This is a genomic window from Streptomyces sp. ISL-99 (assembly GCF_018614005.1).
Lineage (GTDB): Bacteria > Actinomycetota > Actinomycetes > Streptomycetales > Streptomycetaceae > Streptomyces > Streptomyces flavidovirens.
This window is the reverse complement of the sequence record NZ_JAGGPC010000048.1, coordinates 128,870-151,025: the sequence shown is the minus strand read 5'-3', so window position 1 is coordinate 151,025 and position 22,156 is coordinate 128,870. Positions and strand designations below refer to the sequence as shown.

Genomic DNA, 22,156 nt, shown 5'->3' with positions numbered 1-22,156 from the left:
GGCGGGATGGAGTTCCGCCTGTCGGTCCCCCACCCGCTGCCGTACGGTTTCCGCAGATGAGAGAAACACCCCGCTCGCAGGGGACTGCGGGCGGTTCCAGGTCGAGGCACCCCCTGCCCCGCCCTGGCCGTGCCCTCGCGCACATGACTGGAGCCTCCGGCTCCGGAACTCCTCACCGATCGGATCGCCGCCCATCCCACACCCCCCGGGGCGCGCGGCACCCCGGTCCAGGCGGCTGCCTCGGAACTACCCCCCCTGTTCCGGGGCAGCCGGCTTTCCTCTTCCTCGGCTTCTTCGGCTTCTTCGCCCTCTGTGGGCTTCTCTTCGCGCTGGTCACCTGGCAGGTCGCTGCCACCGGACCCCTGCGCCGCGCCGACGAGCGCCTCAGCCGGGCCGTCGTGGGCCACGGCCCCACCGGCCTCACGGAATTCCTCGCCGACCTCGGCAACATGGCGGTCGCGCTGCCCGTGCTGGCCGCGGCGATCACGTACACCCTGTGGCGCGCAGGCCGTCACGACCGCGGCGCTCTCGCCCGCGCCTCGGCCGCCGCGCTCGCCATGGCGGCGGTGCCCGCCCTCGTCTCCCCGCTCAAGTCCTGGATCGCCCGTCCGGGCCCGCTCACGCAGGACACCGGCTACTACCCGTCCGGGCACACGGCGACAGCGGCCGTCGCCTACTGCGGGGCGGCCCTGCTCCTTCGCGCGTACGTACGCCGCCACCGCTGGTGGCCACCGGTCCTCGCGCTCGTACTCACGCTCGCCACCGGCGTCGGTCTCGTCCTGCGCGGCTACCACTGGCCGCTGGACGTCCTCGGCAGCGGGTTCCTGTGCGTCATGCTTCTCGTTCTCAGCCATCGCCTTCCCGCGCGATACTCGAGGCCGCCTCGTGCATCGCGAGCTCCAGCAGCGCCGGATCAGTGAGCGTGCCCGCGCCGTCCGGCAGGACCAGCCAGCGGACACCGCCGGCCGCCCGGCCGGGGTAGGGCACGACGATCCAGGTGCCGCGCCCCGCGCCGCGTACGCCCGTACCGAGCCAGCGGTCCACCGTGCCCGGTGGCACGAAGAAGCCCATGCGGGAATCACCGAGACCGGCGAGTACGGCACCGGGGCGGTCGATGAGGCGCGCCAGGATGTCGAGCGTGGGGTAGCCGAGCTCCCCCGGCAGGATCAGCACGTCCCAGCGCCTGCCGGCGGGAAGGGGCGACCCCCAGAGGGTTGCGCTCCCACTCCCGCCGGCAGGCGTCGGGATCCGGTGCCACCGACACGAGCCAGTCCACCGCGGTTTCGGCCCCCGAGCCAGTCATGTTGTCCGGCCTCCATTCGTGTGCGCAGCGAGTGCGTTCACGAGGGAGAGGGGGCTGGGCCCGGCTCATTACGCGGGTTCGGTCACCTTGTTGAGGTGAACCGGGTCTCAGCTGTCGAAGCCGAGCCCCAGCTTGTCCATGGCCTTCAGCCACAGGTTGCGGTGCCCGCCGTTGTCGTCCGACCGGGCCAGCGACCACTTGGTGATGCCGATGCCCGCCCAGGCGAAAGGTTCCGGCGGGAACGGCATCGGCTTGCTGCGGACCATTTCCAGCTCGGTGCGTTCGGTCCGCTCGCCCGCGAGCAGGTCGAGCATGACGTCCGCGCCGAAGCGCGTGGAGCCGACGCCGAGACCGGTGTACCCGGCGGCGTACGCCGCCTTCCCCGCGTGAGCCGTCCCGAAAAAGGCGGAGAAGCGCGAGCAGGTGTCGATCGCGCCGCCCCACGCGTGGCTGAAGTTCACGCCTTCCAGCTGCGGGAAGCAGCGGAAGAAGTGCCCGGCCAGCTTGAGGTACGTCTCGGGGCGGTGGTCCAGCTCGGCGCTCAGCCGGCCGCCGAAGGGGTAGATGGCGTCGTAACCGCCCCACAGGATCCGGTTGTCGGCGCTGAGGCGGAAGTAGTGGAACTGGTTCGCGCTGTCGCCGAGGCCCTGGCGGTTCTTCCAGCCGATCGAGGCGAGCTGGTCGTGGTCAAGCGGCTCGGTCATCAGCGCGTAGTCGTAGACCGGGACGGTGTACGGGCGGACCCGCTTGACCAGCGACGGGAAGATGTTGGTGCCGAGCGCCACGCGGCGGGCGAAGACCCGGCCGTACGGCGTGCGCACCGCCATCCCCGCGCCTGCCGGGACCAGGTCCAGGCCCCTGGTGTGCTCGTAGATCCGTACGCCCAGCCCGAGGCACGCCTGCTTGAGCCCCCAGGCCAGCTTGGCCGGGTGCAGCATGGCGACGCCGCGCCGGTCGAACAGGCCGCCGATGAACGTCGGCGAGTCGACCTCGGCGCGCACCTGGTCCCGGTCGAGGAGTTCGAGATGGCCGGCGAAGCCGAGCTTCCGCGCCTCCTCGTACATCTCCTTCAGCTCTTCGAGCTGGTGCGGCTCGGTGGCGACGTCGATCTCACCGCTGCGCTCGAAGTCGCAGTCGATGCCGTACGCCGCCACCGCCGCCTCGATCGCGTCGAGGTTGCGCTCGCCGAGCTCCTCCAGCTTCGCCAGCTCGCCGGGCCAGCGCGAGATGCCGTTGCTCAGGCCGTGGGTGAGAGAGGCGGCGCAGAATCCGCCGTTGCGGCCCGAGGCGGCCCAGCCCGCCTCGTGCCCCTCGATCAGTACGACATCGCGCCCGGGGTCGCGCTCCTTGGCGAGGAGCGCGGTCCACAGTCCGCTGTATCCGCCGCCGATGACGAGCAGATCGCAGCGCTCGTCGCCGGTGAGGGCGGGCTGTGGTGCGGGCTTCGCCGGATCGTCCAGCCAGAATGACACCGGCTTCACGCCGGAAAGGGATTGTGCAGCAGTACGCATGGCAACTGGGGCCATGGTTTCCAACTCCTTCAGGACTTACTGGGGCTGTGCGTTGTTCTTTCGCCGGCTCGCGATGAGCTGACCGCCGAGCACCATCAGTACGGCGATGACGAACATGGCCGTGCCGATGACGTTGATCTGTACAGGCGTACCGCGCTGCGCCGATCCCCACACGAACATGGGGAAGGTGACGGTCGAGCCCGCGTTGAAATTGGTGATGATGAAATCGTCGAAGGAGAGCGCGAAGGCGAGCAGCGCTCCCGCGGCGATTCCGGGCGCGGCGATCGGCAGGGTCACCCGCAGGAATGTCTGCACGGGGCCTGCGTAGAGATCGCGCGCGGCCTCTTCGAGGCGCGGGTCCATCGACATCACGCGCGCCTTGACCGCCGTGACCACGAAGCTCAGGCAGAACATGATGTGCGCGATGAGGACGGTCCAGAAGCCCAGCTCGGCGCCCATGTTGAGGAAGAGCGTCAGCAGCGAGGCGGCCATGACGACCTCGGGCATGGCCATCGGCAGGAAGATCAGCGAGTTGATCGCGCCGCGCGCCCGGAAGCGGTAGCGGACCAGCGCGAAGGCGATCATCGTGCCGAGGGCGGTGGCGCCGACCGTGGCCCAGGCGGCGATCTGGAGCGAGAGGGACAGCGAGCCGCACAGGTCGGCGACGCCGCACGGGTCCTTCCACGCGTCCAGCGAGAATTCCTGCCAGGCGTAGTTGAAACGCCCCTTCGGATTGTTGAAGGAGAACACCATCACGACGATGTTCGGCAGAATCATGTAAGCGAGCGTCAGCAGCCCGGCGATGACGACGAGATTGCGCCGAATCCAGCGAAGCACAGACATCAGACCAGATCCTCCGTCCCGGACTTGCGGATGTAGACGGTGACCATGGCCAGCACGATCGCCATCAGGATGAAGGAAAGCGCGGCCGCCGTCGGATAGTCGAGCACCCGCAGGAATTGCGACTGGATGACGCTGCCGACCATTTTCGTGTCGGTCGAGCCGAGGAGTTCCGCGTTGACGTAGTCACCGCTCGCCGGAATGAAGGTGAGCAGCGTGCCCGAGACGACACCCGGCATGGAGAGCGGGAAGGTCACCTTGCGGAAGGTGGTCGCCGGGGTGGCGTACAGGTCACCGGCCGCCTCGTGCAGCCTGCCGTCGATGCGCTCCAGGGAGGTGTAGAGCGGCAGGATCATGAAGGGCAGGAAGTTGTACGTGAGACCGCAGACCACCGCCATCGGCGTGGCCAGGACGCGGCTGCCCTCGGTCCAGCCGAGCCAGCTCGTGACGTCCAGGACGTGCAGGGTGTTCAGCACGTCCACCACCGGGCCGCCGTCCGCGAGGATCGTCTTCCAGGCGAGCGTACGGATCAGGAAGCTGGTGAAGAACGGTGCGATGACCAGCACCAGGACCAGGTTCCGCCAGCGGCCCGCCTTGAAGGCGATCATGTACGCGAGCGGGTAGCCGAGCAGCAGGCACAGCAGGGTGGCGGTGCCGGCGTACAGCAGCGACCGTACGAACTGGGGGTAGTAGTCCTTCAGCGCGTCCCAGTACGTCTGGAAGTGCCAGGTGACCTCGAAGCCCTGCTCCAGCGAGCCGGTCTGCACCGAGGTCGACGCCTGGTAGACCATCGGCAGCGCGAAGAAGACGATCAGCCACAGGATGCCGGGCAGCAGCAGCCAGTACGGGACGAGCCGCTTGCGGGTGGATGCCTTGCGCGGGGCGGGCGGCTCCACCGGTGAGGGCGCCAGGGGCGGCGCGTCGGTGACGCTCACGCGCTCTCCTCCACCGTCTCCACGCCGGCGTCGATGTCCTGGTCGGCGTCCAGCCCGAAGGTGTGGGCGGGGTTCCAGTGCAGGACGACCTCGGCGCCCGGGACCAGCCGGGAGTCGCGCTCGGTGTTCTGGACGTACACCTCGAAGTCGGCGCAGGCCGGGCTGTCGACGATGTACTGCGTGGAGACACCGATGAAGCTGGAGGCGACGATCCGGCCGGTGAGCCTGTTGCGCCCGACCGAGATGTCTCCCGCGTCGTCGGCGTGCGCGAGGGACACCTTCTCGGGGCGTACACCGACGAGCAGCTTGCCGCCGGTGCTGGGCCGTGACACGCACCGCTCGCCGGGGAGGCGCAGCTTGGAGCCGCCGCAGGTGACCACGGTTTCGCCGCCGGCCGTCTCGACGACCTCGGCCTCGATGAGGTTGGACGTACCGAGGAAGTTGGCGACGAACGTCGTCTTCGGGTTCTCGTAGAGGTCGGCGGGCGCGCCGAGCTGTTCCACGCGGCCGCCGTTCATCACCGCGACCTGGTCGGCCATGGTCATGGCCTCCTCCTGGTCGTGGGTGACGTGCACGAAGGTGATGCCGACCTCGGTCTGGATGCGCTTGAGCTCAAGCTGCATCTGGCGGCGCAGCTTGAGGTCCAGTGCGCCCAGCGGCTCGTCGAGGAGCAGCACCTGCGGGTGGTTGATGAGCGCCCGGGCGACGGCGACGCGCTGCTGCTGGCCGCCGGAGAGCTGGTGCGGCTTGCGGCCGGCGAAGGTGCCGAGCTGAACGAGGTCGAGCATGTCGTCGACCTGCTTCCTCACGGACTTGATGCCGCGCCGGCGCAGGCCGAAGGCGATGTTCTCGGAGACGTTCAGGTGGGGGAAGAGCGCGTAGCTCTGGAAGACGGTGTTGACCGGGCGTTTGTAGGGCTGGAGGTCGGTGACGTCCTTGTCGCCGAGGAGGACCGTGCCGGTGGTCGGGTCCTCCAGACCGGCGATCATCCGCAGCGTGGTGGTCTTGCCGCAGCCGGACGCGCCGAGCAGGGCGAAGAAGGAGCCCTGCGGGATGGTGAGGTCGAGCGGGTGTACGGCCGTGAAGGAGCCGTAGGTCTTGCTGATCCCGGAGAGGCGGACGTCGCCGCCTTCTGTCTTCTGCGTCATGGGGTGTGGTCCCAGGTGTTGAGGGGGCAGGGCGGAAGCGGACAGCGGCTCAGGCGCCGATGAGCTTGGCGAACTTCTCCTCGTACGCCGTCTCTTCCTTGCTGCTGAGCGAGCGGAAGGCGCGGGACTTGGCGGCCATCGCCTTGTCGGGAAGGATCAGCGTGTTGGTGGCCATCGACTCGTCGATCTTGGCCAGTTCCTCGCGCACGCCCTCGACCGGGCAGACGTAGTTGATGTACGCGGCGAGTTCGGCGGCGACGGGCGGCTCGTAGTAGTAGTCGATGAGCTTCTCGGCGTTGGTCTTGTGCCGCGCCTTGGCCGGGACCAGCAGGTTGTCGCTGGAGGTGATGTAACCGGCCTCCGGGATCACGAACTTGATGTCCGGGTTGTCCGCCTGGAGCTGGATGACGTCACCGGCCCACGCGAGACAGGCCGCGAGGTCGCCCTTGCTCAGGTCCGACGTGTAGTCGTTGCCGGTGAAGCGGCGGATCTGCTTCTTGTCGACGGCCTTCTGGATCCGGGCTACGGTCGCGTCGAAGTCGTCGTCACTGAACTTGCCGGGGTCCTTGCCCGAGTCGAGCAGCGTCATGCCGATCGAGTCGCGCATCTCGGAGAGGAAGCCGACCTTGCCCTTGAGGGACGGATCCTCCAGCATCTGGCTGACCGAGTCGACCTTCTTGCCGCCCGTCGCCTTGGAGTTGTACGCGATGACGGTGGAGATGCCGGTCCAGGGGTACGAGTAGGCCCGCCCCGGGTCCCAGTCGGGCGACCGGAACTGCGGGGACAGGTTGGCGAACGCGTGGGGGAGGTTCGCCGGGTCGAGCTTCTGCGCCCAGCCGAGCCGGATGAGCCGGGCGGCCAGCCAGTCGGTGACGCAGATCAGGTCGCGCCCGGTGTCCTGGCCGGCGGCGAGCTGCGGCTTGATCTTCCCGAAGAACTCGACGTTGTCGTTGATGTCCTCGGTGTACTTGACCGTGATCCCGGTGCGTTGGGTGAATGCCTCCAGGGTGGGCCGGCTCTTCTCGTCCTCGCTGACGTCCATGTACTCGGTCCAGTTGGAGAAGCTGATCCGCTTCTCCTTGGCCGAGTGGTCGTCGGACGCCGGGCTGTCGCCTTCCCGCTTGGCCGGCGGGATACCACAGGCGCTCAGCGTGCCGAGGCCGCCGACCGCGAGCGCGCCCATGCCTGAGGCGCGCAGCAGGGAACGGCGGGTGAGGGCGCCCCGGCCGCTCGTCGCGCTGCGTCGCATGGCGGCCACTTGGGCCGCGGACAGGCTGTCAGGCTCGTACTGCTCCATGCGCAAGTGCCCTTTCGGGTGGGTAGGGCCGCTGGTCGTGCGGCGTATCTCTATCGGTCCCCGAAGATCGTGCGGTGCCAGTCCTTGCGGGCGACCGCCGTGTTGTCGTACATCACGTGCTTGACCTGCGTGTACTCCTCGAAGGAGTACGCCGACATGTCCTTGCCGAAGCCGCTGGCCTTGTAGCCGCCGTGCGGCATCTCGCTGATGATCGGAATGTGGTCGTTCACCCACACGCAGCCCGCCTTGATCTCGCGGGTGGCGCGGTTCGCGCGGAACACGTCGCGGGTCCAGGCGGAGGCGGCGAGCCCGTACGGGGTGTCGTTCGCCAGCGCGATCCCCTCGTCGTCGCTGTCGAAGGGCAGCACGACGAGCACCGGCCCGAAGATCTCGGCCTGGACGATCTCGCTGTCCTGGGGCGCGTCGGCGACGAGGGTGGGACGGTAGTACGCGCCCTTGGCGAGGTCGCGTTCGTTCTCTCTGGCGCCGGGAGCCTCTCCCCCCGTCACCACACGGGCGTACGCACGGGCCCGCTCGACGAAACCGGCGACCCGGTCGCGCTGGGCGTGGCTGATGAGCGGCCCGAGGTCGGTGGACGGGTCGAAGGGGTCACCCAGCCGCACACTCTCCATCAGCTCGGCGACCCCCGCGACGAAGGCGTCGTACAGCGGGCGCTGGACATAGGCGCGGGTCGCGGCCGTGCAGTCCTGCCCGGTGTTGATGAGCGAGCCGGCGACCGCGCCGTTCACCGCGGCTTCGAGGTCCGCGTCGTCGAAGACCACGAAGGGTGCCTTGCCGCCGAGTTCGAGGTGGAGGCGCTTGACGGTGGAGGTGGCGATCTCGGCGACGCGCTTGCCGACGGCGGTGGACCCGGTGAAGGAGGTCATGACCACGTCCGGATGCCCGACGAGGTGCTCGCCCACGTCCTTGCCGGCGCCGGTGACGATGTTGACGACACCGTCCGGGATGCCGGCCTCCTTCGCCGCCTGCGCGAACATGATCGACGTGAGTGGTGTGAGCTCGGCCGGCTTCAGGACGATGGTGTTGCCCGCGGCGATCGCCGGAAGGATCTTCCAGGCAGCCATCTGGAGGGGGTAGTTCCAGGGCGCGATGGACCCTACGACACCGATCGGCTCACGCCGTACGTAAGAGGTGTGGTCGCCGGAGTACTCGCCGGCCGCCTTGCCTTCGAGGTGCCGGGCCGCGCCCGCGAAGAACGCGGTGTTGTCGACACTGCCGGGCACGTCGAACTCGGTGGACAGCTTGATCGGCTTGCCGCACTGGAGTGACTCGACGTACGCGAAGTCCTCGGCCTGTTCGGCGAGTACGGCGGCGAATCGGTGCATCGCCTCGGAGCGCTCGCCGGGGGTGGTGGCGGCCCATCCGGGGAACGCGGCGCGCGCGGCGGCGACGGCGGCGTCGACGTCAGCGGTGGACGCCAGCTCGTACACGTAGACCTTCTCGCCGGTCGCGGGGTCCACGACGGCGTGTGTCCGTCCCGAGGTGCCTGCCCGCAGCTGTCCGCCGATGTACTGCGCACCGTCCGCGAATCGGTCCTGCACCGGGAAGCGGTTGACCATGACGCACTCCGTAGCTCCAGCTGGATTTGAGTGCCGATCCTGGCAGAGGGCTCCATCGCCAACAAGGGATTCCGTTGTTGCCTTTTGGTTACGCGACGGAATCGGTCGACCATGTGTCGAGGTCGGCCGGAAATACGGTACGGAGTGTCCGTGGCGCACGCGCACCTGGCGTGGCATGACCGGGTTGCGGCCCGAAACCGCAGGTGAGACGGGGTGGCCCGGTCCGGACGCCGCCGGCCCCCCGGTCGGGGACCGGGGGGCCGGGGCGGGGCCGTCGTGCGGGGAAGGGATGATGGTCCGCCGAGCCGCGGAAAGGGGTCATGATCCGCCAGGGCCTGTCCGGCCCTGATCCGCCGGACAGGCCTTAGCCGCGGGCCGGAGCCTCCACGACCAGCGACGAGTTCGCGTACGGGTCGTACTCCTCGGAGTCGAGGCCCTTTTCGTTTTCCGACTGGACGATCGCCCAGACCAGGAACCCGATGAACGCCGCGCTGAGCACGAAGCCGACGACACCGAGGATGATCCCCGCCAACGCCATGCCATTGTTCGTCGCCTCGCCGCGCTGCACCCGCTTGCGCCCCAGGATGCCGAAGATCAGCGCCAGGATGCCGAGGATGACGCCGAGACCGTACGCGCAGAAGAACGTGACGGCGATGATGCCGAGCACCATCGCGGCGACGCCGTAACCATTCGCCGGCGCCGGTCCGTGCTGTCCGGTCCAGGCGGCCGGGCCGCCGTATCCCGGGTATCCGGGGTAGCCGCCGGTGTTGTACGGAGCGGGGGCCTGCGGGGCCGCGTACGCCGGGTAGCCGTACTCACCCGGTGGCGCCTGCGCCGGTGCGGCCGGAGGCGGCGGTACCGCCCCCTGCCCCGGCGCCCCGCCCCCTCCCGTGCTCGGACCGAAACCCGGCACCGGGTCCGCGCCCGAAGGCATCGAGGTGACGGTCTGCTGGTCGTGCACCGGAGGCCGCCCGGCCGACGGCTTGTCCAGCGGCACCTTCTGCGCCGACTGCTCGGGCGGAGCCCAGGGGTCCCGCGGCTGCTCGGGCGGCGGGCCCGAGGGGTGGTTTGCGTTGTCTGACATGTGCTCCCCCATCGTGGTCCAGCCATGCTACGGCCTGCGTTCCGCCCCCTACCGCCCGCCTACGATGATCCTTGAACCCGCCTTGCCTGCCCGTACACCGGAGGATTCGATGACCGATCTGCACCCCTTCGTCGCAGGGCTACCCAAGGCCGAACTGCATGTGCACCACGTCGGATCCGCCTCGCCCCGCATCGTCGCCGAGCTGGCCGCCCGCCACCCCGACTCCAAGGTCCCGACCGACCCCGAGGCGCTCGCGGACTACTTCACGTTCACCGACTTCGCGCACTTCATCGACGTCTATCTGTCCGTCGTGGACCTGATCCGCACGCCGGAGGACGTCCGCCTGCTGACGTTCGAGGTCGCCCGCGACATGGCCCGGCAGAACATCCGGTACGCCGAGCTGACCATCACGCTGTTCAGCTCGACCCGCCGCGGCATCGACGAGAAGGCCTTCATGGAGGCGATCGAGGACGCCCGCAAGGCAGCGGAGAGCGAGCTCGGCACCGTACTGCGCTGGTGCTTCGACATTCCGGGCGAGGCGGGTCTGGAGGCGGCCGAGGAGACGACCAGGCTGGCCGTGGACCTGCACCCCGAGGGCCTGGTGTCGTTCGGACTCGGCGGCCCCGAGATCGGCGTACCGCGCCCCCAGTTCAAGCCGTACTTCGACCGCGCGATCGCCGCCGGGCTGCACTCCGTCCCGCACGCCGGTGAGACGACCGGGCCCCAGACCGTGTGGGACGCGCTGAACACCCTGCGCGCCGAGCGCATCGGCCACGGCACCAGCGCCGTCAAGGACCCGGCGCTGCTGGCCCACCTCGCCGAGCACCGCATCGCGCTGGAGGTCTGCCCGACCTCCAACATCGCGACCCGGGCGGTGGCCACGCTGGACGAGCACCCGGTCAGGGAGATGGTGGAGGCAGGGGTCCTGGTCACGATCAACAGCGACGACCCGCCGATGTTCGGCACGGACCTCAACAGCGAGTACGGCGTGGCCGCCCGCCTGCTCGGCCTCGACGAGCGCGGCGTCGCCGGCCTCGCCAAGAACGCGGTGGAGGCCTCCTTCCTCGACCCGGCGGGCAAGCGGCGGATCACCGCCGAGATCGACGCGTACACCGAGAACTGGCTCGCCCGGTAACGCGTCACCGGACAATGGGGCCATGCGCACCGTCACTGCCGTGGCCCACCGCGGCGACCCGTACCGGGTCCGTGAGAACACCCTCGCCTCGCTCCGCTCCGCCGTGGAGCGGGGCGCGGACGCCGTCGAGATCGACGTCCGCCTGACCCGCGACGGCGTCCCCGTGCTCCTCCACGACGATTCGCTCAAGCGGCTGTGGGGTCACGAGCGGCTGCTCGCGGGCCTCACCGAGAAGGACCTGCGCGATCTGACCGGCGGCGGCGTCCCCACCCTGCGCGAGGCGCTGAGCGCCATACCGGCCCACCGCGTCATGATCGACCTGCCGGGCGCCACCGCGCGGTCGGTACGCACCGTGGTCGGCGTCGTCCACGACTGCGGGGCCGCCGAGCGCGCGTACTACTGCGGGGGCACCTCGGCCATGCTGGAGGTACGCGCCACCGACCCCGGCGCCGAGATCGCCATGACGTGGACAACACTCACCCCGCCCCGCGCGACGCTGCTCGACGCGATGAAGCCGCGCTGGCTCAACTACCGCTTCGGCCTGGTCAGCCGCGACCTCACCGACCGGGTGCACAGGGACGGACTGCTGGTGTCGGCATGGACCGCCGACACCGGGCGTACGATGCGCCGCCTGATCACCCGCGGCGTCGACTCGATCACCACCAACCGCGTCGACGTACTGCACGCACTGACCAAGGGTGCCCGGCCGTAGGCTGACCGCCTGACGACAAATCAAACCTATGACCAATGGCTGCTCAAGGCCCGCCGAGGCGGCGGGCATTGACGTCGCGGCTCCCGGGGCCTGAACTACAGCCCGACGATCGCGTTCCACTTCTTCGCGAAGCCGACGCGCTCCTCCGCCGTGATGTCCCGCGCGATCGCCAGCCGCTCGCGCATCGCGTCGTCGGGGAAGATCAGCGGGTCCTCGGCGAGTGCGGCGGTCTCCTCGTCCTTGGCGGAGCCCAGGGTGCCGCGCGCCGCCGGCACCGGGCAGACGTAGTTGACCCAGGCCGCCAGCTCCGCCGCGACCTCGGGGTCGTAGTAGTGGTCGACGAGCTTCTCCGCGTTGCGCTTGTGGCGGGCGAGGTTGGGGATCATCAGGCTCTCCGCCCACAGCTCCGCCCCCTCCTCCGGCACCACGAACTCGATGTCGGGGTTGTCGGCCTTGAGCTGGATGACGTCGCCCGAGTACGCCTGGCAGGCCAGGACATCGCCGCTTGCCAGGTCCTTGATGTAGTCGTTGCCGGTGAAACGCCGGATGTGCTTCCGCTTCACGAGCTTCCCGACCTGTTCGCACACCGTGTGGAAGTCGTCGGCGGTCCACCGCGTCACATCGGCGCCGTTGCCCTGCATCAGCAGCGCGAAGCTCTCGTCGAGCCCGGAGAAGAGCGTCACCTTGCCGCGCAGGTCGTCGGCCCACAGCTGGGAGGTGGAGCGGATCTCATGCCCGAGCTTCCTGCGGTTGTACGCGATGCCGGTGATCCCGGACTGCCAGGGCACGGAGTGCAGGCGCCCCTCGTCGAAGGCGGGCGTACGCAACTGCGGGTCCAGGTACTTGGCGACGTTCGGCTGCTTCGACCGGTCCATCTCCTGCACCCAGCCGAGGCGTACGAACCGGGCGGCCATCCAGTCGCTGATGACGATGAGGTCGCGCCCGGTCTCCTGGCGGTTCATCAGCGCGGGGCTGATCTTCCCGAAGAACTCGTCGTTGTCGTTGATCTCTTCGGTGTAACGGACGGATATCCCGGTCCGCCCGGTGAAGGCGTCGAGCGTGGGCCGCCGCGACTCGTTCTCGTCGTCGGTGTCGATGTAGAGCGGCCAGTTGGCGAACTGGAGGCTGCGGTCCCGCTCCGACCGGTCGTCGGCGGCGGCCCGGTCGCCCGGTTCGACGTACGCGGCGGGCACCCCGCACCCGGCGAGCGCGGCCGGCGCGCCCGCCACCGCGAGTCCCCGCAGCAGCGTACGACGCGACACCCGACCACGACCACGATCACTCATGGCCCCCACCCTCGCCCCGCGCGCGAAGGGCGGGCAATAGACAGTCTGTCTATCGCCCGCCCCTGTGGAACAGCGTCCTGAATCAGCCGGTTCCGGTCAGCCCTCGATGGACGTCATCACGTGCTTGATGCGCGTGTAGTCCTCGAAGCCGTACGCCGAAAGGTCCTTGCCGTAACCGGACTTCTTGAAGCCACCGTGCGGCATCTCCGCGACCAGCGGGATGTGGGTGTTGATCCACACACAGCCGAAGTCGAGGTTCTTGGACATGCGCATCGCCCGCGCGTGGTCCTTGGTCCACACCGAGGAAGCCAGCGCGTACTCGACGCCGTTGGCCCACTCCAGGGCCTGCGCCTCGTCCGTGAAGGACTGGACGGTGATGACGGGGCCGAAGACCTCGTTCTGGATGATCTCGTCGTCCTGCTTGAGGCCGGAGACGACGGTCGGGGCGTAGAAGTAGCCCTTGTCACCGACGCGCTCGCCGCCCGACTCGACCTTGGCGTGCGCCGGCAGCCGCTCGATGAAGCCGCTGACCTGCTTGAGCTGGTTGGCGTTGTTGAGCGGGCCGTACAGCACGTCCTCGTCGTCCGGCTGCCCGGTCTTCGTGTCGGCGGCGGCCTTCGCCAGCGCGGTCACGAACTCGTCGTGGATCGACTCCTGTACGAGTACGCGGGTGGCGGCGGTGCAGTCCTGGCCGGCGTTGAAGAAGCCCGCGACCGAGATGTCCTCGACGGCCTTGGCGATGTCGGTGTCTTCGAAGACGACGACCGGCGCCTTGCCGCCCAGCTCCAGGTGGACGCGCTTGACGTCCTTGGCGGCGGACTCGGCGACCTGCATGCCGGCCCGTACGGAACCGGTGATGGAGGCCATCGCCGGGACCGGGTGCTCGACCATCGCGCGGCCGGTGTCACGGTCGCCGCAGACGACGTTGAAGACGCCCTTGGGGACGATGTTGCCGATGATCTCGGCCATCAGGACGGTCGAGGCGGGCGTCGTGTCCGAGGGCTTGAGGACGACGGTGTTGCCCGCGGCGAGCGCCGGGGCGAACTTCCAGACGGCCATCATCATCGGGTAGTTCCACGGCGCGACCTGCGCGCAGACACCGACCGGCTCGCGGCGGATGATGGAGGTCAGACCCTCCATGTACTCGCCGGCCGAGCGGCCTTCGAGCAGCCGGGCCGCACCCGCGAAGAAGCGGATCTGGTCGACCATGGGGGGCAGTTCCTCGGTCCGCGTGAGACCGAGCGGCTTGCCGGTGTTCTCCGACTCGGCCGCGATCAGCTCCTCCGCTCGCTCCTCGAAGGCGTCCGCGATCTTGAGCAGTGCCTTCTGGCGCTCCGCGGGCGTGGTGTCGCGCCAGGCCGGGAAGGCCGCGGCGGCGGCCGCCATGGCGGCGTCGACGTCCGCCTGACCGGAGAGCGGCGAGGTGGCGTACACGTCGCCGGTGGCCGGGTTGACCACGTCAATGGTCCGCCCGTCGGCGGCTTCGCGGAACTCTCCGTCGATGTAGTTGCGCAGGCGGCGCAGTTCGGTGGTCACAGCCACCCCTCCCTTGTCGGATGTCCAATTACTGAGATCCCTACCCTAGTCGCTCCGGTGTCGCTTTCGACATACCCGCCCGCCAGGAACTTCGGATTCAGCAAGATCCGATGCCTCAAACAACGAATTTCATCGGTTTGGGGTTGCGGAACGGACGAGACGTCGTGCAGAGTGAAGACGTGGCCAGCAGAAGCACAGATTCCAGAACCGGGAACGGCTCGTCCCCAACGGTCGACGCCGTCTCTCTGGCGATCATCGAGCAGCTCCAGGAGGACGGGCGCCGTCCGTACGCCGCCATCGGCAAGGCCGTCGGCCTCTCCGAAGCGGCCGTACGCCAGCGCGTACAGAAGCTGCTCGACCAGGGCGTGATGCAGATCGTCGCCGTCACGGACCCGCTCACCGTGGGCTTCCGGCGACAGGCCATGGTCGGCATCAATGTCGAGGGCGACCTCGACCCCGTCGCCGATGCGCTGACTGCCATGGCCGAATGCGAGTACGTGGTGATGACCGCGGGCTCCTTCGACCTCATGGTGGAGATCGTCTGCGAGGACGACGACCACCTGCTCGAAGTGATCAACCGACGGATCCGGACGCTCCCCGGCGTGCGATCCACCGAGAGCTTCGTCTACCTCAAGCTGAAGAAGCAGACCTATATGTGGGGAACCCGATAGTCGTGAGCCAGGACCTCTCCAAGACCGCGTACGACCACCTGTGGATGCATTTCACCCGCATGTCGTCCTACGAGAACGCACCCGTGCCCACCATCGTGCGTGGCGAGGGCACCTACATCTACGACGACAAGGGCAAGAAGTACCTCGACGGTCTTTCCGGCCTGTTCGTGGTGAACGCCGGTCACGGCCGCCACGAGCTCGCCGAGACCGCGTACAAGCAGGCGCAGGAGCTCGCCTTCTTCCCGATCTGGTCGTACGCCCACCCCAAGGCCGTAGAGCTGGCCGAGCGCCTCGCGAACTACGCGCCGGGCGACCTGAACAAGGTCTTCTTCACCACCGGTGGTGGCGAGGCTGTCGAGACCGCGTGGAAGCTGGCGAAGCAGTACCACAAGCTCACCGGCAACCACACGAAGTACAAGGTGATCTCCCGCGCGGTGGCCTACCACGGCACCCCGCAGGGCGCCCTGTCCATCACCGGCCTGCCGGCCCTGAAGGCCCCCTTCGAGCCGCTCGTACCGGGTGCGCACAAGGTCCCGAACACCAACATCTACCGCGCGCCGATCCACGGCGACGACCCGGTCGCCTTCGGCCGCTGGGCCGCCGACCAGATCGAGCAGGAGATCCTCTTCGAGGGCCCCGAGACCGTCGCGGCCGTCTTCCTGGAGCCGGTGCAGAACGCCGGTGGCTGCTTCCCGCCGCCGCCCGGGTACTTCCAGCGGGTCCGCGAGATCTGCGACAAGTACGACGTGCTGCTCGTCTCGGACGAGGTCATCTGCGCCTTCGGCCGCCTCGGCACGATGTTCGCCTGTGACAAGTTCGACTACGTACCGGACATGATCACCTGCGCCAAGGGCATGACGTCGGGCTACTCCCCGATAGGCGCGTGCATCATCTCGGACCGTCTGGCCGAGCCGTTCTACAAGGGTGACAACACCTTCCTGCACGGCTACACCTTCGGTGGCCACCCGGTCTCCGCCGCGGTCGGCTGCACGAACCTCGACATCTTCGAGCGCGAGGGCCTCAACCAGCACGTGCTCGACAACGAGGACGCGTTCTTCTCGACGCTGAAGAAGCTGAACGACCTGCCGATCGTCGGCGACGTACGCGGCAACGGCTTCTTCTACGGCATCGAGCTGGTGAAGGACAAGGCCACGAAGGAGACCTTCACGGACGAGGAGACGGAGCGCGTGCTCTACGGCTTCCTCTCCAAGGCCCTCTTCGAGAACGGTCTGTACTGCCGCGCCGACGACCGTGGCGACCCGGTCGTCCAGCTCGCGCCGCCGCTGATCTCCAACCAGGACACCTTCGACGAGATCGAGGGCATCCTGCGCCAGGTGCTCACGGAGGCCTGGACCAAGCTCTGATCCCGGAGCCAGGGCACGTTGCTCTGATCGTATGACCCAGTCGCGGCCCGGATACGCCCGTTCGAGTGAGAACGGACGTATCCGGGCCGCGCGCTTGCCACGCCACCACGCCTCGCTTCCTTACGGTGCAGTGACCGATCGGCCCCGTCTTCGTTCCCCCATACGGGGGACGGGTGCTGTGACACTCAAGACGTGCTGTGACACTCAAGACGCGAGGTGTACGCCATGGTGGCCCCACCCGACAACGACGTGCTGTGGGCACGCTCCCTGCACTGCTCCCACAGCGGTTCCCCCGCCCTCACCGGCGTCTCGCTGGGTGTGCGCGAGGGCGAGATCCTGGCCGTCAGCGGTCCGCGCGGCAGCGGTAAGACGACCCTCCTGCGGTGCCTCTCCGGCCGACTCGTCCCCCAGCAGGGCGAGGTCTGGTTCAACAGCGTGCCCGTGCACACCATGAGCGCCCCGCTGCGCGAGCGGCTGCGCCGCGACCGGTTCGGCTGGATCGACCCCGAGCCGGGGCTCGTACCGGAACTCAAAGCCTGGGAGAACGCCGCCCTGCCCCTCCTCCTGCGCGGCTCCTCGCACCGTGCCGCGAAGAAGGCCGCCATGGAGTGGCTGGAGCGGCTCGACATCAGCACGATCGCCCGCAAGCGGCCGGCCGCGCTCCTGCAGTCCCAGCGCCAGCGGGTCGCCGTCGCCCGCGCCCTGGTCGCCACGCCCGCGGTGCTCTTCGCGGACGAGCCGACGGCGCCGCTGCACCGCACGGACCGGGCCCACGTCCTGCGTACGCTCACCACCGCGGCCCGCTCGCACGACATCACCGTCCTCCTCGCGACGCACGACGCGGAGGTGGCGACGGTCGCGGACCGTACGGTCTCGCTGCTCGACGGGCGCCGCGTCAACTCCGTACAGCCGGACGGCGGGGACGCTGCGGAAGGCCGGGCCGCGTGCTCGCTCTCCGTCTAGCCCGCGGCACCCACCCGTTGGTCCTGCTGCGCCGTCTGCTGGTCGCGGCGGCGTCGGGCGGCGTAGGTTTCCTGCTCCTGTGCACCCTGGGGTACGCGCTGGGCCACCCCGAGCAGTCCTCGGACTCGGTGCGACGGCTGCTCTGGTGCCTGCCCCCGCTGGCGGCCACGGTCTACTTCGCGGTGGCGGTGGCCCGTACCGACCCGGGTACGAACGCGCCGCGCACCGGGCTTTCCGCGGTGGGCCTCGGCCCGGTGCGCCTGGCGGCACTCGCCGCGGTCTCCACGGCGCTCTCGTGCACCCTCGGCAGCGCGCTCGCCCTCCTCCTCTTCCTCCACCTGCGCGGCGACCTCTCCGGCCTGCCGTTCGACGGCGCGGGGGCGGAGCTGCTGGCCGCCGGCCGGCCGCTGCCGGCGGCCGGCGTAGTCACCCTGCTGTGCGTGGTGCCGGTCGCGGCGGGGACCGCGACCGCCCTGGCGCTGCGCCCGCGCACCCGGAAGCACCCGGACGACGAGCCCTCCGGCCCCGTCGCCCCCACCGGCCCGCCGTGGGGGGTGGCCCTGGTCGCGGCGGGCCTCGCGGTCGAGACGTACGCGAGCCGCGGCACGCCCGGCGCGCAGCTGGCGCTGCCGGGCCGGCTGGACGCCGTCCCGGCCGGTGTCCTGGCCGGCTGGGCCGTCACCGCCCTCGGTCTCGCGGTGGCGGGCCCGGGTCTGACGTACCTCGCGGGCCGCCTTCTCCAGTCCGTACGCCCCGGCGCGGTCCGGCTCCTCGCGGGCCGCGTCCTGATGGACGAAGCCGGCCGCATCGGCCGCCCGCTGGGCGTGGTCTGCGCGGTGGCGTCGGCGGGGATCACGGCGGCGACCCTGTACGACGCCGGCTCCTCCCCCGCCCCGTTCGGCCCCTTGACCGGCCTGGGTACGGCGCTGGTGGTGGCCTGCACCGTCGCCACGCTGCTGACGGCCGCCCTGGAGGCGAAACGCTTCCGCGCCGCGACCGCCGAAACGCTGGCAGGCCTGGGCGCCCCGCGCCAGACCCTGCGCAGGGCGGCCGCCCTGCGAGCAACAGCCGTCCTCACGGTCTTCACCCCGGTGACCATCGCCCTGGCCACCTTGGCAGCCTTCCCCTTGAACTCCTGACCCCCAGACCCGCCACGAGAACGGCCCCCAACCGCCGGACGCCCTGAGGAACGCCCTGACCGAGAAGCCCGGGGCAGCGGCACCGGCCCCCGCCCCGTCAGACCACACCGGGAACCGCGCCCCACAGCACCGCGTCCCCCTCAGCACGCCCCGGCCCGCCACGGCAGCCCACACACCGCAGGGACACCCGGCCCGGCCCACCGCCCCGCGCCGCGCACCGCCTAGCATCTTCGCGTGCCTCAACTCACGGACCGCGCCCACGACCCCGCCCATGACCGCGAGATCGAAACCCTCGCCGAGTTCGACGAAGCCGTCGCGCGCGGCTCGCTAGACGGTTGCCGCGTACAGGCCGTCGACCTGACGGCCCGTACCCCCGACCTCCTCGCCGTCGCCACATCCGGTGCCGTGTTCCTCGGCTGCCCCATGCAACCCGACGGCCTCGCCAAGGTCCGCGCGGACGGAGCGCTCGTCTTCCCGCCCGTCCCCGACCTGCCGTTCGATCCGTACCGCGGGCTCCTCTACACACCCGAAGCGCTCTTCGAGCACCTTGATGCCGGGTACGAAGCCACCCCCGACGCCCTCGCCTACGCCTGGTTCCAGCGCACCAAGGCCGACGGCGACATATTCGCCTCGATGCTCCGCTCCATCCACGACGACGCCGTCTCCGACGCCCTCGACGAACAGCTCGCCGGCGCCCGCGTCGTCGGCGTCATGGGCGGCCACGCCATGGCCCGCGGCACCAGCGCCTACGCCGGCGCCGCCCGCCTCGGCCGTACCCTCGCCCGCAGCGGCCTGACCGTCGCCACCGGAGGCGGCCCCGGCGCGATGGAGGCCGCGAACCTCGGCGCGTACCTGGCCCCGTTCCAGGACGACGCCGTACTCGACGACGCGCTCGAACTCCTCGCGAAGACCCCGTCGTTCTCCCCCTCCATCACCGACTGGGCCCGCGCCGCCTTCGACGTCCGGGAGCGCTGGCCGTCCGGCGGCGACTCCATCGGCATTCCCACCTGGTTCTACGGTCACGAGCCCCCGAACGCCTTCGCCGGTCACATCGCGAAGTACTTCGCCAACGCCACCCGCGAAGACGGCCTTCTCGCGCGGTGCAACGGCGGCGTCGTCTTCCTGCCCGGCGCGGCCGGCACGGTCCAGGAGATCTTCGACAACGCGACCCCCAACTACTACGAATCGCACGGCGAACCGACCCCCATGGTCCTCGTCAACCGCGCCCACTGGACCGAGAAGCTCCCCACCTGGTCTCTTCTCCAGTCCCTGGCCAAGGGGCGCCCGATGGAGTCCCGCATCGCCCTGGTCGACACCGTCGAAGAGGCCCCGGCGGCCCTGGCCCGCCTATCGGCCGAGTAACTCCGCCAGCCGCTCGTACGACCGGTCCCAGCTCCACTCCGTACGCACCCAGTGCCGCCCCTTCTCGCCCATCGTCCGGGCGAGAAGGGGGTCGGAGAGCATCCGCACCAGCCGCTCGGCGACCGCCGCGTCCGACCGCCCGTCGACGACATGACCGCTCTCCCCGTCCCGTACGGTGTCCGGCGCCCCGCCCGAGTCGCCCACCAGGACCGGCAGTCCGCAGGCGGCGGCCTCCAGGAAGACGATCCCGAGCCCCTCCACCTCCAGCCCGCGCTTTCGCGTACGGCACGGCATCGCGAAGACATCGGCGGCGGCGTAGAAGGACGGCATGGCATCGTGCGGATGACCGCCCGCGAAGACGACGGATTCCATGACCTCGTACTCGGCGGCGATCCGCCGCAGCCTCCGTTCGTACGGACCGCCTCCGACGAGCAGCAGCACAGCGCCCGGCACCTCGCGCCTCACCCTCCCGAGCGCCCTGACCAGTGTGTCCTGCCCTTTGCGCGCGACGAGCCTCGCGGCGCAGAGAATCACCGGCCGGTCCCCGAGGCCGTACCGCTCCCGTACCGGCGCCGCGTCGAGTCCGGGTCCCAAGACGGTGGTGTCGACGCCCGGAACGAGCCGCTCCAGCCGCGCGCCCGGCCCGAGCACCGCCGCGATGGGGGTAGGGTGCTCGCCCCGAGGTACGTCACCGTGTCGGCCCGCGCCCCGATCCGCCGCAGCAGCACCCGCGCGCCCGGCGTGTGTGCCCACCACACCTCGTGGCCGTGCGTCGTCGCGACGGCGGTCCGTATACCGGCCTCGTGCCGCAGCCGCTCCGCCATGAGCCCCAGCGGCGCGGCTGCCCCGAACCACACCCGGTCGCAGCCGTACCGGCGGGCGATCGCGGCCGACCGGGCAGCGGTCCGCCGGGTGGGCAGCAGCGTCCGCACGGGTTCGCGGACGACGGGGTACGGGAGAGTCGCGTCGTACGCCGCCGAGCCCGGCTCGTACGAGGTGTGGACGACGACTTCGCCGACGGGAAACCGGCTCGTCATAGCGTGTACGAACGTCTCGATGCCGCCTTGCCTGGGCGGGAAGTCGTTGGTGACGACAAGCGTGCGGGTCATGCCGGGACCTTTCGCGAGGCGGGTACGGACCGCGCGCACCGGGGCAGCGCCCAGAGCACCAGCGGGTAGACGAGGTAGCCGAAGCGGGTGGCCGGCATCAGGGACATGGCGAGCCCGAGGCCGAGTGCGAGGCGGTCCGCTGCGGCGAGGACGGTGCGGGGTGGCCGTACGAACAGGGAGGCCGCCAGCAGCAGGGCGCTGACCGCGAGCAGCGACAGAGCGATCACCGTGCCGCCGGGCACATACGCGGCGAGGAGGTGGCCCGGCAACGGGCTGGCGGCAGGCGAGGCGGCCGTACCGAGGCCGAGCGGGAAGGCGACGACGTTCGCGTAGAAACCACCGGGGTCCGCGAAGGCGAACGGCGCGACGGCCACGGCGGCGGTCCCCAGCGCCACGGCGGCGAAACGCCCCGCCGGCCGCCCCCCGTTCCGTACGGCGAGAAGCGCGAAGGCGACCGGGAGCGCGGGCCAGGCCGTCCACTTGAGAGCGGCGGCCGCGCCGAGCACCAGCCCCGGCTGCCAGGACCGGCCCTGTCCCGTCAGCGCGATCCCGAGGCACATCAGCCCCACGACGGGCAGGTCCGTGCCGCCCACGCACAGGGGCAGGGCGACGACCGGGCAAGCCATCAGCCATGCCGTCCTGCCGCGCCGGCCCCCGCCCCCGGCGGCGGCCAGTGTCGCACCGGCGAACACCGCGCCCATCCACCAGCGGCCGTCACCGGGAAGCAGTCCGAAGACCGCCATGCCCGGCAGGTACGGGTTGAAGTCGGCGACGGCGGAGGGGGCGGGGAGGTACGGGCTGCCGGTCGCCGACAGCAGCTCCCCCGCACGCTCCACGACGGCCACTTCGAGCTGCGCCAGCCCGGTGGCGACGAGGACGCCCAGCGGCAGTACGACCGCGCCGGCCACGGCGACCGCCCGGGAAGCGGCGACCGCCCGCGAGGCGGTGAGCGCGGCGGCCCCGTAGCCGAGGGACGCGGTCAGGCCCCACACCCGGTGGGGCGTGAGGTCCGACAGGGCGGCAAGCGCGAGTGCGACGGCCGCACAGGCAGCCCACCCGTACCGCGCAAGCCGGACAGACGGTGTGGACACCGGAACGCGGAGATCACTCATGCGTGCCACGCTAGGAATCGCCCGCCCCTACGGCGTCAAACGAGAATCCGATCCTCACCATCAACCCGT

The 22,156-nt window shown here is 70.2% G+C and carries 18 protein-coding genes and 2 pseudogenes; 8 read left to right on the top strand and 12 right to left on the bottom strand.

All coding sequences use genetic code 11. The features are described 5' to 3' along the window. The first annotated feature begins 56 nt into the window (after window positions 1–56). The gene (locus J7E91_RS28305; protein WP_214909413.1) at window positions 57–920 is read left to right on the top strand and encodes a phosphatase PAP2 family protein; all 864 of its coding nucleotides are present in this window, start codon (window positions 57–59) and stop codon (window positions 918–920) included. On the opposite strand, the pseudogene J7E91_RS28300 reads toward J7E91_RS28305, so the two are convergent. The 8 genes and pseudogenes from J7E91_RS28300 to J7E91_RS28265 form a co-directional block, all read right to left on the bottom strand. Further along, window positions 847–1,303 (bottom strand): annotated as a pseudogene (locus tag J7E91_RS28300) (hypothetical protein). The gene J7E91_RS28305 and the pseudogene J7E91_RS28300 sit on opposite strands and share 74 nt — an antisense overlap. 107 nt (window positions 1,304–1,410) lie before the next feature. After that, complete coding sequence (locus tag J7E91_RS28295; protein ID WP_214909412.1) at window positions 1,411–2,829, bottom strand: FAD-binding oxidoreductase; 1,419 nt, start codon at window positions 2,827–2,829, stop codon at window positions 1,411–1,413. 21 nt (window positions 2,830–2,850) lie between these two features. Continuing rightward, the gene (locus tag J7E91_RS28290; RefSeq protein WP_214909410.1) at window positions 2,851–3,657 is read right to left on the bottom strand and encodes an ABC transporter permease; all 807 of its coding nucleotides are present in this window, start codon (window positions 3,655–3,657) and stop codon (window positions 2,851–2,853) included. Then, window positions 3,657–4,589: an ABC transporter permease gene (locus J7E91_RS28285; protein WP_214909409.1), complete on the bottom strand. Its 933-nt coding sequence runs from the start codon at window positions 4,587–4,589 to the stop codon at window positions 3,657–3,659. Before J7E91_RS28285 ends, J7E91_RS28290 begins: the two co-directional genes overlap by 1 nt. Further along, window positions 4,586–5,737, bottom strand: a complete 1,152-nt coding sequence (locus J7E91_RS28280; protein ID WP_214909408.1) for an ABC transporter ATP-binding protein — start codon at window positions 5,735–5,737, stop codon at window positions 4,586–4,588. The genes J7E91_RS28285 and J7E91_RS28280 overlap by 4 nt, the downstream gene beginning before the upstream one ends. 49 nt (window positions 5,738–5,786) lie before the next feature. Next, window positions 5,787–7,034 (bottom strand): PotD/PotF family extracellular solute-binding protein, encoded by a 1,248-nt coding sequence (locus J7E91_RS28275; protein WP_214909407.1) that lies wholly within the window; start codon window positions 7,032–7,034, stop codon window positions 5,787–5,789. Window positions 7,035–7,084: 50 nt separating this feature from the next. Next, window positions 7,085–8,614 carry a gamma-aminobutyraldehyde dehydrogenase gene (locus tag J7E91_RS28270; protein ID WP_214909406.1) on the bottom strand — a complete coding sequence of 510 codons (1,530 nt, stop codon included), beginning with the start codon at window positions 8,612–8,614 and terminating at the stop codon, window positions 7,085–7,087. Window positions 8,615–8,978: 364 nt separating this feature from the next. Further along, on the bottom strand, window positions 8,979–9,698 hold the full coding sequence (locus J7E91_RS28265; RefSeq protein ID WP_214909405.1) for a DUF4190 domain-containing protein: 720 nt from the start codon (window positions 9,696–9,698) through the stop codon (window positions 8,979–8,981). Between the two features lie 109 nt (window positions 9,699–9,807). On the opposite strand from J7E91_RS28265, the gene J7E91_RS28260 reads away from it, so the two are divergent. Both J7E91_RS28260 and J7E91_RS28255 read left to right on the top strand, forming a co-directional pair. After that, window positions 9,808–10,833, top strand: coding sequence for an adenosine deaminase (locus J7E91_RS28260; protein WP_214909403.1), 1,026 nt, complete (start codon window positions 9,808–9,810; stop codon window positions 10,831–10,833). 22 nt (window positions 10,834–10,855) lie between these two features. Beyond that, a complete protein-coding gene (locus J7E91_RS28255) occupies window positions 10,856–11,545 on the top strand; it encodes a glycerophosphodiester phosphodiesterase (protein WP_214909401.1) in 690 nt (229 codons plus the stop codon). 95 nt (window positions 11,546–11,640) lie between these two features. Here J7E91_RS28255 and J7E91_RS28250 read toward each other — a convergent pair whose 3' ends face one another. Together J7E91_RS28250 and J7E91_RS28245 are read right to left on the bottom strand one after the other, a co-directional pair. Beyond that, on the bottom strand, window positions 11,641–12,807 hold the full coding sequence (locus tag J7E91_RS28250) for a spermidine/putrescine ABC transporter substrate-binding protein (protein ID WP_308377399.1): 1,167 nt from the start codon (window positions 12,805–12,807) through the stop codon (window positions 11,641–11,643). 120 nt (window positions 12,808–12,927) lie between these two features. Further along, window positions 12,928–14,367, bottom strand: coding sequence for a gamma-aminobutyraldehyde dehydrogenase (locus tag J7E91_RS28245; RefSeq protein WP_214909397.1), 1,440 nt, complete (start codon window positions 14,365–14,367; stop codon window positions 12,928–12,930). Between the two features lie 179 nt (window positions 14,368–14,546). On the opposite strand from J7E91_RS28245, the gene J7E91_RS28240 reads away from it, so the two are divergent. From J7E91_RS28240 to J7E91_RS28220, 5 genes are all read left to right on the top strand, one after another. Continuing rightward, a complete protein-coding gene (locus tag J7E91_RS28240; RefSeq protein ID WP_308377367.1) occupies window positions 14,547–15,038 on the top strand; it encodes an Lrp/AsnC family transcriptional regulator in 492 nt (163 codons plus the stop codon). Then, window positions 15,023–16,402, top strand: coding sequence for an aspartate aminotransferase family protein (locus tag J7E91_RS28235; RefSeq protein ID WP_214909394.1), 1,380 nt, complete (start codon window positions 15,023–15,025; stop codon window positions 16,400–16,402). Before J7E91_RS28240 ends, J7E91_RS28235 begins: the two co-directional genes overlap by 16 nt. 225 nt (window positions 16,403–16,627) lie before the next feature. After that, on the top strand, window positions 16,628–17,365 hold the full coding sequence (locus tag J7E91_RS28230; protein ID WP_214909392.1) for an ABC transporter ATP-binding protein: 738 nt from the start codon (window positions 16,628–16,630) through the stop codon (window positions 17,363–17,365). Beyond that, window positions 17,347–18,504, top strand: coding sequence for a hypothetical protein (locus J7E91_RS28225; RefSeq protein WP_214909391.1), 1,158 nt, complete (start codon window positions 17,347–17,349; stop codon window positions 18,502–18,504). The genes J7E91_RS28230 and J7E91_RS28225 overlap by 19 nt, the downstream gene beginning before the upstream one ends. A 234-nt stretch (window positions 18,505–18,738) precedes the next feature. Further along, window positions 18,739–19,866 (top strand): LOG family protein, encoded by a 1,128-nt coding sequence (locus J7E91_RS28220; RefSeq protein WP_214909390.1) that lies wholly within the window; start codon window positions 18,739–18,741, stop codon window positions 19,864–19,866. Here the strand turns inward: J7E91_RS28220 and J7E91_RS28215 are convergent. Together J7E91_RS28215 and J7E91_RS28210 are read right to left on the bottom strand one after the other, a co-directional pair. Continuing rightward, window positions 19,852–20,975, bottom strand: a pseudogene (locus J7E91_RS28215) (glycosyltransferase family 4 protein). The gene J7E91_RS28220 and the pseudogene J7E91_RS28215 sit on opposite strands and share 15 nt — an antisense overlap. Continuing rightward, on the bottom strand, window positions 20,972–22,087 hold the full coding sequence (locus J7E91_RS28210) for a glycosyltransferase 87 family protein (RefSeq protein ID WP_214909389.1): 1,116 nt from the start codon (window positions 22,085–22,087) through the stop codon (window positions 20,972–20,974). The pseudogene J7E91_RS28215 and the gene J7E91_RS28210 overlap by 4 nt, the downstream one beginning before the upstream one ends. Between the last annotated feature and the right edge of the window lie 69 nt (window positions 22,088–22,156).